The sequence below is a fragment of the Streptomyces sp. NPDC054757 genome, from assembly GCF_053612185.1.
Genome location: NZ_JBSHBW010000015.1, coordinates 1 through 14405, shown reverse-complemented (window position 1 = coordinate 14405; position 14405 = coordinate 1). Strand labels below are relative to the sequence as shown.

The window sequence follows — 14405 nt, the reverse complement described above, 5'->3', positions numbered from 1 at the left end:
CATGACCACCGCCACCCCCGCCCGCCGTCTGCGCATCGCCATCGGCGGCATCGGCATCGAGTCGTCCACCTTCTGCCCGCACCGCTCCACCGCCGACGACTTCCGCCAGACCCGCGGTCAGGAACTCCTCGACCGCTACACCTGGACGCAGCCGGGCTCGGACCTCGACGCGCTCGTCGAGTGGGTCCCGCTGCTGCACGCCACCGCGCTGCCCGGCGGTCCCGTCGAGGCCGCGTCGTATCTGCTGCTCAAGGACGAACTGGTCACCCGGATCCGGTCGGCCGGCCCCCTCGACGGCATGGTCTACGACCTGCACGGCGCGATGAGCGTCATCGGCCTCACCGACGCGGAGGGAGACCTCACCGAGGCCGTGCGCGCCGCGCTGAACGCCGTGGGCACCCCGGAGGACCCGGCGTCGGGACGGCCGATGATGTCCGCGGCGATGGACCTGCACGGAAACGTATCGCGCCGCTTCGCCGAGCCCATCGAGCTGCTCACCGCCCACCGGCTCGCCCCGCACGAGGACGCCTGGGACACCCGGGAGCGCGCCGCCCGCAAACTCGTCGAGCGACTGCTGCTGCCCGCGGCCGACCGCCGCCCGCACCGCGCCTGGGTACAGGTGCCCGTCCTGCTGCCCGGCGAGAAGACCAGCACCCGTCTTGAACCCGCCAAGGGGCTGTACGGGCGTCTCGCCGGTATCGAGGCGAAGCCCGGCATCGTGGACGCGGCGATCTGGGTGGGGTACGCCTGGGCCGACGAGCCCCGCTGCAAGGCCGCCATCGTGGTCACCGGTGACGACGCGGAGCTCGCCGCGGCCGAGGCAGAGTCACTGGCCCGTCAGTACTGGGACGTGCGCCGCGACTTCGAGTTCGTCGGCCCGACCGGCACCGCCGAGGAGTGCATCGCCGCCGCGGTGGCGTCCGACCGCCGGCCGTTCCTGATCAGCGACTCCGGGGACAACCCGACGGCAGGCGGCGCGGGCGACCTGGCGTACATGCTCGGCAAGCTCCTGGAGAACGAGGAGATCGCCTCGGGCCGGGTGACCGCCGTCCACCCCGGCATCACCGACCCGGCCGCGGTCCGCGCCTGCTTCGAGGCAGGGATCGGCGCCACCGTCACCCTCGGCGTCGGCGGCAAGGTCGACACCAGCCAGGGCGGGCCGTACGAGATCACCGGCACGGTGACCGGCCTGCAGCGCGCGGCCGACAAGGCGGACCGGGCCGAGGGCGGTGCGTACGACCGAGGCTGCGACCTGGCGGCGATCACCGTCGGCGGCCTCACGGTCGTCGTCACCGGGCAGCGCAAGCCGTTCCACACGGTCGCCGACTTCACCGGACCCGCGCAGGGCGGTCTGGGGATCGACCCGCGCACCTTCGACCTGGTCGTCGTGAAGATCGGCTACCTGGAGCCCGAACTGCACGACATGGCGGCGGACTGGCTGCTCGCCCTCACCCCCGGTGGCGTCGACCAGGACCTGGTCCGGCTCGGCCACCACCGGGTGGAGCGCCCGCTGTACCCCTTCGACGAGGACGCGTACGAGAACGAGGGCGGCCCGGACCTGAAGCCCGTACTGCTCTGACGGCCCGGGAACGACGGTGCGCCCGCGCCGCCGGGCGGCCGGGTCCTGCTGGACCCCGCCCGTCCCGGCGTGCCGGGCGCACCTGGATGGCCATACCGGACATCGCGTCCGCCACCGCCGCCGGGAAGCAGCACCTTGTCCCTCCACGCCCGCGCCGGGCAGCGGCGCCGTACCGTGGCGGGCATGACAACAGAACGTTTCGAAGTCCAGCGGGAGATCGCCGCACCCCCGGCGGCGGTGTTCGCGCTGCTGTGCGACCCGCGGGGCCAGGTGGCCATCGACAGCTCGGGAATGCTCCAGTCCGCGGAGGGCGAGCCCGTACGGAAGGCGGGCGACACCTTCGTCGTGCACATGGACCGGGAGGCGCTCAACGACCTCCCGATGGGCAAGTACGACGTCACGGTCATCATCACCCGGTTCGAGCAGGACGCTCTGATCGAGTGGACCATCTCCGGGACGATCCAGCCGCCGATCAGGCACCTGTACGGCTACCGGCTCAGCCCGAGCGCCACGGGGACGCTCGTCACCTCGTACTACGACTGGAGCGGGATCGAGGAGCGCTACCGCGAGAAGGGCATCTTCCCGGTCATCCCCGAGGCCGGGCTGCGCGCGACGCTCGGCATCCTCGCGCGGACGGTGGAGCAGGGAAGGCGGCCGGTCGTCTCCGGGTGATCTGGCCGCCGCCTTCCGCGTCGCGGACACGGAAGAGCCCAGCTGTCGTGGCGGCGCGGGTGGCAACCGGTCCCCGATAGGCGGCGGCTATCACGCGTATTCGCCAATCGCGCATTGTGACGGCCCGTCCCCTGAGCGAGCCTGGCCAGGACCGGCGGCGGCGCCGGCAGGTCCAGCGAAGGGGAGGGCATGACACGCGTTGCGCAGTGGAATCAGGTTCCGGGTCACCTTCGGCTCAACTTCATCAACGGGCAGTGGCTCCCGGCGGAGTCGGGGCAGCTGCGGGAGAACATCGATCCCGCCGATCTCTCCGATGTCATCGGCGAGTTCACCGAGTCCGGCGGCGTCGACGTGGACCACGCGGTGGACGCGGCGGCCACCGCGCTGCCCGGGTGGCGGGCGCAGGGTCCGCTCGCCCGCGCCGCACATCTCACGGCGGCGAGCCGCATCCTCGGTGAGCGGGCCGATGAGGTGGCGTCGGCCATCACCCGGGAGCAGGGCAAGCTGCTCGAAGAGGCCCGCGGCGAAGTGGCAAGGGCGCGGGCCGTCATCGACTTCACCGCAGGTCAGGCACGGCTCCTCGGCGGGGTCACCGCGCCCGCCGAGGAGGAGCGCACCTTCGCGTACACCTTCCGCAAACCCATCGGGGTGGTCGGTCTGGTGTCCCCGTGGAACTTCCCGCTGGCGATCCCGGTGTGGAAGGTGGCGCCCGCGCTCCTGTCGGGGTGCACGGCGGTGCTCAAGCCGTCCCCGCTGACCCCGCTCACCTCGGCGCTCCTCGTGGAGATCTTCCAGCAGGCGGGGGTCCCGGACGGGGTGCTCAATCTGGTACAGGGCGATGCGGCGGCGGGCGAGGCCCTGGTCGCCAACCCGGCAGTGGCGGGGATCAGTTTCACCGGCTCGCTGCCGGTCGGCACCGCCATCCACAGCGGCGGAGCCCACCGGCTGCTCCGTACCCAGCTCGAACTCGGCGGCAAGAACGCCCTGATCGTGTGCGACGACGCCGACATCGGCAAGGCCGTCGACGCCGTGGTGAACGGTGCCTTCGGCCAGGCGGGCCAGCGGTGTTCGGCCACCAGCCGGGCCGTGGTGGACGTCCGGGTACGGGAGGAGTTCCTGGACCGGCTGGTGGAGCGCGTCGCCGGTCTGCGGGTCGGACCGGGGGACGACCCCGCGTCCCGGGTCTGCCCGGTCGTCAACACCGTACGGATGGACGCGGCCCTGGCGGCCGTCGCCGGGGCGCGGCACGACGGCGGCAAGGTGCTGTGCGGGGGCGAGCGGGAGCAGCGGGCGGATCTGCCCGATGGCTGCTATGTCCAGCCGACCGTCATCCGCGATGTGCCGGCGGACAGTTCGCTGGCCCAGGAGGAGGTGTTCGGGCCGGTGCTCGCCGTGATCGACGCGGACGGCTTCGACGAGGCGATGTCGGTGGCGAACTCGGTGAAGTACGGGATGTCCGGCACCGTCTTCACCGCATCGCAGTCCCGTGCGTTCGAGGCGATCGACCGGTTCGAGGCCGGGATGCTCCATGTGAACCGTCCGGGTGTCGGGGCGTACGCGCATCTGCCGCACGTCGGTTCCAAGGCGTCGCAGTACGGCCCGCCGGAGTGCTCCCCCGAGGTGTGGGACTTCTACACGGAGTGGCATTCGGCCTGTATCAGCTACTGACCGGGCCCCGGACGAATTGTCCCCAAGTGGCGTTGCCCCTCACCGGAGTTCCGGTGAGGGGCCACGCCGTGCGGGCCGCCGTACGGGCCGGTGTCAGCCTCCGACGATCTCCTCGGCGAGCCCGAACGACAGGGTCATCCCGGCGCCGCCGACACCGTTCACCACGGTGACACCCGGTTCGGGCTCGGTCAGCAGCTCCGTACGGCCGTCCCGCAGAGACGGGTAGTAGCCGCTCCAGCGCTCGGTGATGGCCGGGTTGGGCAGCTGGGCGAAGGTGCCCAGATAGTCCACCACCGCCTGGTTGATCTCCTCGCTCTCGAAGGGGTGGAGGGTGTTGGCGTACGCGTGGCTGTCGCCGATGGTCAGCCGGCCGTCCGCGGTCTGCGAGAGCAGCACATGGACGCCGTTCTCCCGGTGGAAGGGCAGTTCCTCACCCATCCGGGCGGCCAGCGCGGCCTTCGACTCACAGTCGTCGAAGGCCGCGTAGTGCAGCAGGGTCAGCCCGCCGCAGAGCATCGGGCCGAGCTGCCAGCCGGCCGGCTGGGCGCCGGTGCGCATCATCTGGAGCTTGCACCGCACCAGCCCGCTCCGGGCGAAGACTTCGGGGTAGAGCGTCGCGAAGTCGTTGCCGCTGCAGACATAGACCCGGTCGGCGTGCCAGTCGCCCTCGGTGGTGGAGACCGTCGGCAGACCGATACCGCGTACGGTCGTGCCGAACCGGATGTCGACGCCGTACTCGGTCACCAGATGCCTGGCGACCGCCGGGATGGCGAGCCTGGGGTCGACGTTGAGTTCGGTCGGGCTCCACATCGCGGCGAGCAGCCCGTCGGTGCGCGCGGTGGTGCTGCGTTCCCGGGTCTCGGCCGCGGTGATCATCCGTACGCCGCGCTCCCGGGCCGCTGGGGTGATCGCGAGGAACTCCTCCAGGACTGCGACCTCGTCGGGGTGGTGTGCCAGATGCAGCGAACCGGTCGGCGCGGCCCAGAGGCCGGACTTGGCGGCGATCTCCAGCCAGATCTCCCGGGTACGCAGGGCTCGTTCGTACACCTCGCCGCGCTGCTGGCCGACCGACCAGATCATGCCGAAGTTGCGGATGGAGGCGCCGACGGCGAAGTCGTCGCGCTCGAACAGGACGACGCGGTCCCCCCGGCGGGCGGCGGCGAGCGCGTGGGCGAGGCCGACGATGCCTCCGCCGACGACGGCGGTGTCGGCACGGTTGACGGTCATGGCTGTCTCCTTCTCGTGGTGTGCAGGAGGCTCAGGACGTGGTGCGCGGTACGCGGTTCCAGTGCGGGAGCATCAGCAGTCCGGCGAGGAGCGCGGCCCCGGCGAAGCCGGTGAACAGCACGCCCCCGGAGAGGAACCCGGGGAGCAGACCGCCGAGGATGGCGCCGACCGAGCCGCAGCCGTTGACCAGACCTGCGGCGGTTCCGGCGCCCTTGGCGCTGCCGAAGTCCACGGCGGCGACACACGAGATCATCGCGTCGGCCGCGTACACGGCGAGCCCGATCACCGCGAGCACGGCGATCATGACCTCGACGCTGCCGGCCGCGGTGAGCGGCATGAACAGCGCGAGGGCCGCGGTCAGTACGCCCAGGGCGAGGACGCACGCGGGCACCCGCCGGGACCGGAAGAGCCGGTCGGATACCCAGCCCACCAGGATCGGGGCGAGGACGCCCGTGACCCCGAACGCGATGGGGATGAGGGTGGCGCCGACCTTGTCGATCTCCGGGAGCCGGTGGCTGACGATCACCGGGCCCCAGAGGAGGATGGCGTAACGGGCGGGCTTGAGCAGGAAGTAGCAGAGGCCGAGGGTGAGCACCATGCGGTCGCGCAGGGTTTCGCGGTAGAGGCCGATGGCCGAGTGTCGCGGCACACCGTCGGTCCGGGGCACGGCACTCCGTACGGCCTCCGGGGTCTCCGCGGGTTCTGTGGGTACCGCGGCTTCCGTGGGTTCTTTGGCTTCCGTGGCTTCCGTGAGCGACCCGGGTTCTGTGAGTTCCGCAGGTCCGGCCGGCTCCGGAAGGCCCACGTCCCGGGGCGAGTCCCGCTGGAAGAGCACGAACAGCAGGAGTACGACGGCGAGGGTGGCGGCGCCGGAGAGGAAGGCCGCCCGCCAGCTGTCGAACACGGAGTAGGCGACCCATCCGAGGAAGGGCGGGGCCACGAGCCCGCCGAACGCGTAGTTGGTGCTCCATACGCCGAGCACCCGGCCGCGCTCCCCCACGGCGAAGAAGTTCCCCATGTTCTTGCAGAGCGGCGCCCACCCCGCCGACTGGGCGAGCCCCTGGACCACCATGGCGCCGCCGAACACCAGGAGGGCGCTGCTCAGCCCCATCACGCAGGCCGCGGCCATGGCACCGGCCATTCCGCCGATCACCACCACCCGGGGCCCGAACCGGTCGGCCCACATGCCCCAGAGGAACTGACCGGCCGCGTACGCCGCGAGGTAGACCGCGTCGATGACGCCGAGGACGTGCTCGGTGAGCACGGTATGCACGGAGGGGTCGTCCAGGATGCCCAGCTTGGCGACGGAGAACGCCTGCCGTACGAAGTAGAAGCCGACGTACGCGAGCCAGGTGATCGCGAAGATCTGCCGGCGCCAGCGGCGGGACCGTGCGGAACGGAGCAGCGGTGAGACCTCTGCGAGTGCCTCACGGGTGGTGACGGGTGGGCCGGCCGGGGGCGGCTGTGATGCCGGTGCCGGTCGCGAAACCGGTGGTGGTTGCGGTGGGGTGTCTGCCATGGCGGTGTCCTGTCCTCGGCGCGGGGGTGCGGGTGAGGGATCGGAGTCGTACCTGGGCATGGCTCGGCCCCGGCGCACGCCTCGACAGCGCACGCCGGGGCCGGGTCAGTGGTGCGGGGGTCGCGGAGGGGGCGTTCGGACCGGTCGGCGTCAGCCGGTGAGCGGCCGGTCCGCCGCGAGTGCGGTGCCCACCCAGTAGGCGTCGAAGTTACGGAGCCGGTGGCCGTCGGGCAGCGGCCCGGTCGGCGCGTTGACCAGGAAGGGCACCCGCTGCTCCGTCAGTCCGCCGTGCGAGCGCAGCGGTTCCTCGAAGCCGGAGATGTCGTGCCGGGCCGGGGTGGTGCCCAGCGCCGTGTTGCGTTCGGCGATGACGACGAGGTCGCCGATCCGGTCGGGCGGCAGCTCGAAGCGCTCGCAGGCCTGTGCCCGGGTGAGCACGGTGTCCACGCCGTCCAGCAGGGCGAGCGCGGCCACCAGCGGTGCCACGTCGGTGTCTTCGGGCAGATGCACGGTCGCGTACGAGCCGAGCGCGCCGTGGTGCACCGTGTACGGGTCGGTGATGGGCAGCACGACCCGCGCCGTTCCCTCGCCGAGCCGTGCGTCGAGTACGTCCTGGAGGAACACCACCCGGGCGTCGCCCCGCCCGTCGCTCTTGGCGTTCATGCCGTGGTCGGCGGTGACGACGAGGACGGCGCCGAGCGCGTCGATCCGCTCGAAGTAGCCGTCGAGCATGGCGTAGAAGTCGTTGGCGACGGGTGAGCCCGGTGCGTGCTTGTGCTGGACGTAGTCGGTGAGCGAGAGGTACATGAGGTCCGGCCGTTCCTGCTCCAGTACGTCCGCGCCGGCCGCCATGACGAGTTCGCTGAGCCCGGCGCTGTACACGGAGGGCAGCTCCATGCCGACCCGCTCCAGCACCTTGCCGATGCCGTTCTCCTCCTCCGTGACCTGGTCGGCCTTCTCGGCCGAGAAGCACATGCCGTCGACCAGGCCACGCCCCAGCAGCCTGCGCAGCTTGTCCTTGGCGGTGATGACGGCGACCTTCGCCCCGGCGGCGGAGAACGTAGCGAAGAGGGTGGGCACACGCAGCAGCGCCGGGTCGTTCATCATGACCTCGGTACCGGTCTCGGTGTCGTAGAAGTAGTTGCCGCAAATGCCGTGCACCGAGGGGGGTGTGCCGGTCGCGATGGAGAGGTTGTTGGGGTTGGTGAACGACGGCATGGTGCAGTCGGCCCGCAGATCGCTGCCGCGCTCCAGCATGCGTTCGAGGAAAGGCATCCGGCCGTCCGCCACGGCCCGTTCGTGGTAGGCGGGTTCACTGCCGTCGATGCAGACCACGACGACCGGCCGGCGGGGCCGGCCGTAGCTTCGCCCGTTCACGTCGAGCCGTTCGGCCACAGATTCCTTCATGTACGGATCCACCCCTGAGGTCGAAGTCCGGAGCGGTGGCTGCCGCTCTCCTCTTTCATGGGTAGCACCCGCCGCGACCGGTGGAGAACCACCGGAATCGCTATGAGGCCCATAGCTCCGACGGGGTCGCCGCACCCCTGCCCACCAGGCCGGTCCGCCGTTAGGCTGCCGGGTGCGGAGAGTCGATGAGCCAGCTCAGGAGGCATGTGGAACTCAACCTCCACCGATTGTGGATCTTCATGCAGGTGGTCGAGCACCACGGCTTCTCGGCGGCGGCGCAGAAGCTCTATATGAGCCAGCCGTCCGTCTCCAACCAAGTGCGCAGACTTGAGCAGTCCCTGCGGGTCACGCTGGTGGACCGCTCGGGCACCCGGATCCGGCCCACGGCCGAGGGCGAGGTCCTGGCCGAGTACGGGAAACGGGTCTTCCTGCTCGCCGACGAGGCTGTCGCCGCGGTGCAGCAGGTCAGTGGACTGGCATCGGGACGGCTGCTGGTCGGCGGCACCACGACGGTCGGCACCTATCTGCTGCCGTCGCTCCTCGCCCGGTACCAGAGCGCGCATCCGGGCATCGAGTGCGACATCTTCGTGGGCAACAACGAGGCGGTACTGGAACGGCTGGTCGGCGGCGGAATCGGCGTCGCGGTGGTCGCGGGGGCGCCCACCGCGGCTCAGCTCGTCGTCGAACACGTACTGGACGAGCGGCTGGTGCTCGTCGCCGCGCCGTCGCATCCGCTGGCGGGTGCCGGTGAGGTCGGTCCCGCCGAGCTGGCGGGCTGCCGCTTCCTGCTGCGCGAGCCCGGCTCGCAGACCCGCGAGCTGCAGGAGGAGGTGCTGGCCGAGTGGGGTCTGACGGAGGTGTCGCACGGCGACATCTGGGGCCCGGAGGCCGTCAAGCAGTGTGTGGCCGCCGGTCTCGGGCTCACGCTGATCTCGGAGCACGCGGTCGACGGCGATGTACGGGCCGGTTCCCTGGCGGTGGTGCCGGTGGGCCCGCGGCCGCGTTCCCGCCCCATCAGCCTGGTGAGCCGACGCGACCGGCTGCTCTCCCCGGCCGAGCGGGCTTTCATCGCCCTGCTGCGCACGACCGGCAGCTGGCCCCGGGAGGCTTCCGCGGAATAGCAGACGGAGCGGGCATCGGCTCGGCGGCACAGCGGACGGCCGGGCCACCGGGCCACCGGGCCACCGGGCCACCGGGCCACCGGGCCACCGGGCCACCGGGCCACCGGGCCACCGGGCCACCGGGCCACCGGGCCACCGGCTCAGCGTGCCTGCCGGGCGTCGCGGGCACGGCCGATCAGCCACCCGATGAGTGCCCCGGCCGCGACGCCCAGCGTGTTGTTCGCCCAGTCGAGCGGCTGGCAGGACCGTACGGGGTCGAGCGTCTGCAACAGCTCGACCACCACCCAGGCCGCCGACCCCGCGAGCGTCACGAGCACCGGCCGGCGCGAGGCCAGGGTGGCCAGCAGCCCCAGGGGCACCCACAGCACCACATTGACCGCGTTGTGAACAGCGCCGCCCGTGAGCGTACGGACCGAGTCGCCGGTCACGCACGCCCCGAGCCGCCCGGCCGTCCCGCCGACGATCTGATCGGGCAGCGTGATCCCCAGACACAGCGCCACCGCGAGCAGCGCCGCCAGTGTGACCGCGGCCGGCCGGCCCGTTCTCCGTGCGAGCGGCCGGTACGCCGGTATCGCGGCAGCGGCAAGGACCAGGACGAGCGCCGCCATCACGGCACTGTGCGTCGATGAGGACATGGGCAGAACCTATGCCCTCACTGGCACGTCATGCCAGGTGTGCACGGAGTGCCGTAGATGAGAAGTGCATGAGTCCGGCCCGCCCAGGGCCGCATCAGGAGCCCGCCCCGGGACCGCGTCAGGAAAGGTCGAGCTCCGCGGCGCCGAGGTGCGTGAAGCAGCCGTCGACCTGCTCATCGGTGACCCCGGCCAGTTCCGCCGGGGACCAGCGGGGTTCGCGGTCCTTGTCGATGACCTGGGCGCGGATCCCCTCCATGAAGTCGGGCCAGGCCAGCGCGGAGCGCGAGACCCGGTACTCCTGCTCCAGGACCCGCTCCAGCGTGCCGAGTTCACGGGCGCGGCGGACCGCGGCCAGCGTCACCTTGAGCGCGGTGGGCGACCGGCTCAGCAGGGTTTCGGCGGTCTCCTTGGCGGCGGGCACTCCGGTGCCGAGCAGGCGGGCGATGATCTCCTCGGCCGTGCGGGCCGCATAGCAGTGGTCGATCCACTCCCGCTGCCCGGCCAGCTCCGCACCCGGCGCCCCGGCCGCATGGGCCCGGAGCACATCGGCCACCGGCTCCCGGGCCAACGCCGCTAGCAGGCCCGGGAGTTGCTCCGCCGGTACGAAGTGGTCGGCGAGCCCGCACAGCAGCGCGTCGCCCGCACCGACGGCCGCCCCGGTCAGCGCGAGGTGGGTGCCGAGCTCCCCGGGCGCCCTGCCGAGTAGATGGGTGCCCCCGACATCGGGGACGAACCCGATGGCCGTCTCGGGCATCGCGATCCTGGAGCGCTCGGTGACGATCCGGACGCTCCCGTGGCCCGAGACCCCGACACCGCCGCCCATCACGATGCCGTCCATGAGGGCGACATACGGCTTGGAGTAGCGGGCGATCCGGGCGTTCAGCCGGTACTCGTCACGCCAGAACGCGTCCGCTCCGCTCCCCCCTGTGCGTACATCCTCGTAGATCATCCGGATGTCGCCGCCCGCGCACAGCCCGCGCTCCCCCGCCCCGGTGAGCACGACGCTCTCCACGGCGGGGTCCTGCTCCCAGGCGGTGAGCGCCTTGTCGATACGGTTCACCATCGCCCGGTTCAGCGCGTTCAGCGCCTTCGGCCGGTCGAGGGTGAGAAGGCCGATCCGCCCCTCGGTGCGCGCCCGCACTCCGTCGTCGCTCATCGCGGGTCCCCTGTCTGTCCTTGTCCCGGTGGAGCGCGTGCCCGGCGGCGGCGCTCCGGTACGGGAGCCGGTGGACCCGGAGGTCCCTGCCGGTCCTCACGATGCCGTACACGGCCGGGGCGGCTGCCGCCGGGGGCCGGGCCGTAGCCACGGCCCCCGGCTCCCGGGTCTCAGGCCCCGGTCCCGGCCACCACCTCGCCGCCGACGACGACCAGCTCGGCCTTCGTACCGGGGATGTCCTCCGGGCGGATCCGCAGAATGTCCCGGGACAGGACGGTGAAGTCTGCCAGCTTGCCGACGCTCAGCGAACCACGTTCGTCCTCAAGGAAGTTGGCGTACGCGGAGCCCATGGTGTATCCGTGCACCGCCGTCTCGACATCCACTGTCTCGCCCGGCTGCCAGGGCTCGCCGCCACCGAGCGGACGGCGGGTGACCGCGGTGTAGATGCCGATCAGCGGGTCCATCTCGGCCACGTTCCAGTCGCTGGAGAAGGCCAGCACGGCACCCGCCTCGTGCAGGCTGCGCATGGGCCAGGCCTTGTGCCAGCGGTCCGAGCCGATGTTCTGCGCCCAGTCCTGGCCGGGCCCCGCGATCTCGGGGGCGCAGTGCCTCGGCTGCATACAGGCGACGACACCCAGCTCGGCGAAGCGCGCCGTGTCCTGCGGGTCCAGACACTCGACGTGGACGACCTGGTGGCGGGCGTCGCGCCGCCCGTTGACCGCGGCGGCGTGCTCGACGGCGTCCAGGACGGTGCGGATGCCCCGGTCCCCGGTGGCGTGCACGAAGCACTGGAAGCCCCGGGCGTCCAGCTTGGCGAGCAGCCCGGCGAACTCCTCCGCCGGGTAGAAGGTGTCGCCCCGGTGCCTGCCGCAGCCCGCGTACGGTTCGAGGAGCGCTGCGGTGCGCGGCTCGACCACGTCGTCGATGTAGAGCTTGAGCGGGCCGACCCGCATGCGGTCGTCGTCGAACCGGGCGGCGGCCGCCGCGAAGTCGTCCAGGTCGGCGTCGGTGGTGCCGCGCGGGTGGAAGAGCGCGGCGACGAGGCGCGAACGGAGCCGGCCATCGGCGCGGGCGCGGGTGAACAGCTCCAGGTCGTCCAGGGAGTTCTGCGGTTCGACGACGGTGGTGATGCCGAAGCCGATCGCGTCGTCCAGGCTCTTCACCAGCCGGCCGTACTGCCGGTCGGGTGCCGCCCACGGCACGCCCAGTTCGCGCAGTGCTCTGTGTCCCGCACGGGAGAGCCCCTTCACCGCGAAGTCCTTGATGAATCCGGTGGGTTCACCGGTGACCGGGTCGGTCTCGGCGCGCCCGAACGGCAGCGAGGTCGTCTCCCTGGTGACGCCCAGACGGCGCAGGGCCGCGGTGTTGAGCCAGGCGGTGTGGACGTCGTAGCTGAGGACGAAGGCGGGGGTGTCGCCGGTGACCTGGTCGAGGTCGGCGGCGTTCGGCATCCGGCCGTCCGGGATCGCCGAGTAGTCGAAGGCCTCGGCCTCGATCCACTCGGCGTCGGGGTGCTCGGCGCTCCAGGCGGTGATGCGGTGGTGGATCTCGGTGAGGGTGCGGGCTCCGGCGAGCTGGACGCAGGCGTCGTCGGAGCCGAGCCGTACGTGGTTGTGCGCGTCGATGAAGCCGGGCAGCACCAGCCGGCCCGCCCCGTCGACGGTCCGGGTGCCCTCGCCCGTCCAGGCCGCCGCCTCAGCGTCGGGGCCGAGCCAGACGATACGGCCGCCGCGGACGGCGAGTGCCTCGGCGGCGGGGAGCCGCGGATCGACGGTGTGGATACGGGCGTTGCGCAGAACCAGGTCGGCGGGGGCGGCGGTGCGGGTCATGAGGGACGGACTCCTGGGGGTAGTACGGGAGGTACGGATGGTGCGGGAGGTACGAGTGACGGGGGCGGTGTCGGCGGCGCCGGTGGTGGGGATGGTGCTCGTGGTGCCGGCCGTACGGGGTGGCGTCGTCCGGCCCGTACGGACGCGGGCCGGTCAGCTGTCGGCGGGGGCCCCGCGCAACCGGCCACGGGCCAGGACCCAGTAGACGAGCCCGGAGACGACCGAGCCGAGCAGAGTGAGGTCGCCGCCGCCGAGCGGGGCGACCAGCGGCCCGGTCCACAGCTCCGAGTCGCAGGTCAGCGCGGCGAAGGCCATGCCGGCGACGAGGGCGGCCATCCCGGGGACATGGAAGCCGCCGCGGTACCAGTACGCACCGTCGCGCCCCGCGTGCAGCGCGCGGGTGTCGTAACGGCAGCGGCGCATCAGCATGTCGGCGAGGAAGACCCCGCCCCACGGGGCGAACACGATGATCAGCAGGGAGAGGAAGCTCAGCAGCGACTCGGTGAAGTCCACCAGGAAGAGCGCGCCGAGCGAGCCGAGCGCGGTCACGGCGACGCTGACGATGATCGCCCTGGCCCGGCTCCACGGGATGCCGAGCACCTGGAGGTTGAGGCTGGACGAGTAGAGGGTGAGGATCGAGTTGGTGACCGAACCGCCGAGCACGAGCAGCAGGAAGACCGGCTGGAACCAGCCGGGCAGCAGCTTCTCCACCCCGGCCACGGCGTCCGTCATATCGGCCTGGGTGGCGGCCGCGACCCCGGCGACGCCGAGCGCCACCGATGAGATGAGGCCGCCGAGCGCACCGGTCCAGGTGAGGGAGCGCAGCGAGGTCTCACGGGGCAGATATCGGGTGTAGTCGGCGGGCATCGGCAGATACGAGAAGGGGCCCGCGAGCATCACGACGAAGGCGAGCGTCCAGCCGGAGAACCCGGGGGCTCCCCCGGAGTCGGCGCCCGTCGTGGCGCCGGGCAGCAGGAAGACCAGCAGCACTCCGAACCCGGCGGCGAGCACGTACGCCATCCACCGCTCGGCGAACTGCACCGTGGCATGGCCCCACATGGCGACCGCGAAGGTCACGGCGAGGGTGATCACCAGCGCGAGCGCCCGGGAGGCGTCGCCGCCGTGCCATCCGATGTCGGCGAAGAGCGCTTCGAGTGCCAGGGTGCCGACCACCGTGTTGACGATGGTGTAGCCGATGGAGACGACCCAGTTGAGCAGTCCGGCCGGGAAGTTGCCGAGGACACCGAAGGGGGCCCGGGAGATGACCAGGGTCGCGGTGCCGGTACGTATCCCGCTCAGGCCGGCGGCGCTGATGACGAAGAAGGTCAGCCCGCCGATCACGACGGCGGCGGTGGCCTGCCAGAAGGAGAGTCCGAAGCCGACGGCGAGAGCGCCGTTGATGACGTAGGTGAAGGTCAGATTGGAGCCGAACCAGAGCCAGAAGATGTCCTTGGCACTGCCGTGCCGGTCCTCGTCGGGGATCGGGTCGATCCCGTGCGTCTCGACCTGGAACACCTCGTCACTGCTGACACCCGTCCCCCCCGCCGGCCGGCGGCACGGCACCGGGCGGTGCGGTCGTCGACGCGCCGGGC

Annotated in this window: 11 protein-coding genes; 4 read left to right on the top strand and 7 right to left on the bottom strand. The window is 71.9% G+C overall.

The window, feature by feature from the left end:
• Position 1 precedes the first annotated feature (1 nt).
• From ACWGKJ_RS18890 to ACWGKJ_RS18880, 3 genes are all read left to right on the top strand, one after another.
• Positions 2-1579 carry a M81 family metallopeptidase gene (locus ACWGKJ_RS18890; RefSeq protein ID WP_385031571.1) on the top strand — a complete coding sequence of 526 codons (1578 nt, stop codon included), beginning with the start codon at positions 2-4 and terminating at the stop codon, positions 1577-1579.
• Between the two features lie 183 nt (positions 1580-1762).
• The gene (locus ACWGKJ_RS18885) at positions 1763-2251 is read left to right on the top strand and encodes an SRPBCC family protein (protein WP_385031569.1); all 489 of its coding nucleotides are present in this window, start codon (positions 1763-1765) and stop codon (positions 2249-2251) included.
• Between the two features lie 189 nt (positions 2252-2440).
• Positions 2441-3919 carry an aldehyde dehydrogenase family protein gene (locus tag ACWGKJ_RS18880; protein WP_385031566.1) on the top strand — a complete coding sequence of 493 codons (1479 nt, stop codon included), beginning with the start codon at positions 2441-2443 and terminating at the stop codon, positions 3917-3919.
• Between the two features lie 93 nt (positions 3920-4012).
• On the opposite strand, the gene ACWGKJ_RS18875 is transcribed toward ACWGKJ_RS18880, so the two are convergent.
• The 3 genes from ACWGKJ_RS18875 to phnA form a co-directional block, all read right to left on the bottom strand.
• Positions 4013-5146, bottom strand: a complete 1134-nt coding sequence (locus ACWGKJ_RS18875; RefSeq protein WP_453315770.1) for a TIGR03364 family FAD-dependent oxidoreductase — start codon at positions 5144-5146, stop codon at positions 4013-4015.
• 31 nt (positions 5147-5177) lie between these two features.
• Positions 5178-6665 (bottom strand): MFS transporter, encoded by a 1488-nt coding sequence (locus tag ACWGKJ_RS18870; protein ID WP_385033546.1) that lies wholly within the window; start codon positions 6663-6665, stop codon positions 5178-5180.
• A gap of 150 nt (positions 6666-6815) precedes the next feature.
• Positions 6816-8072 carry a phosphonoacetate hydrolase gene (gene phnA / locus ACWGKJ_RS18865; RefSeq protein ID WP_385033543.1) on the bottom strand — a complete coding sequence of 419 codons (1257 nt, stop codon included), beginning with the start codon at positions 8070-8072 and terminating at the stop codon, positions 6816-6818.
• 185 nt (positions 8073-8257) lie between these two features.
• On the opposite strand from phnA, the gene ACWGKJ_RS18860 reads away from it, so the two are divergent.
• Complete coding sequence (locus tag ACWGKJ_RS18860; protein ID WP_385033540.1) at positions 8258-9193, top strand: LysR family transcriptional regulator; 936 nt, start codon at positions 8258-8260, stop codon at positions 9191-9193.
• Between the two features lie 140 nt (positions 9194-9333).
• On the opposite strand, the gene ACWGKJ_RS18855 is transcribed toward ACWGKJ_RS18860, so the two are convergent.
• From ACWGKJ_RS18855 to ACWGKJ_RS18840, 4 genes are all read right to left on the bottom strand, one after another.
• Complete coding sequence (locus ACWGKJ_RS18855; RefSeq protein ID WP_385033537.1) at positions 9334-9828, bottom strand: VanZ family protein; 495 nt, start codon at positions 9826-9828, stop codon at positions 9334-9336.
• 118 nt (positions 9829-9946) lie between these two features.
• The gene (locus ACWGKJ_RS18850; protein WP_385033535.1) at positions 9947-10984 is read right to left on the bottom strand and encodes an enoyl-CoA hydratase/isomerase family protein; all 1038 of its coding nucleotides are present in this window, start codon (positions 10982-10984) and stop codon (positions 9947-9949) included.
• 170 nt (positions 10985-11154) lie between these two features.
• On the bottom strand, positions 11155-12813 hold the full coding sequence (locus ACWGKJ_RS18845; protein ID WP_385033532.1) for an amidohydrolase: 1659 nt from the start codon (positions 12811-12813) through the stop codon (positions 11155-11157).
• A gap of 153 nt (positions 12814-12966) precedes the next feature.
• Positions 12967-14376, bottom strand: a complete 1410-nt coding sequence (locus ACWGKJ_RS18840) for a purine-cytosine permease family protein (protein ID WP_453315775.1) — start codon at positions 14374-14376, stop codon at positions 12967-12969.
• Between the last annotated feature and the right edge of the window lie 29 nt (positions 14377-14405).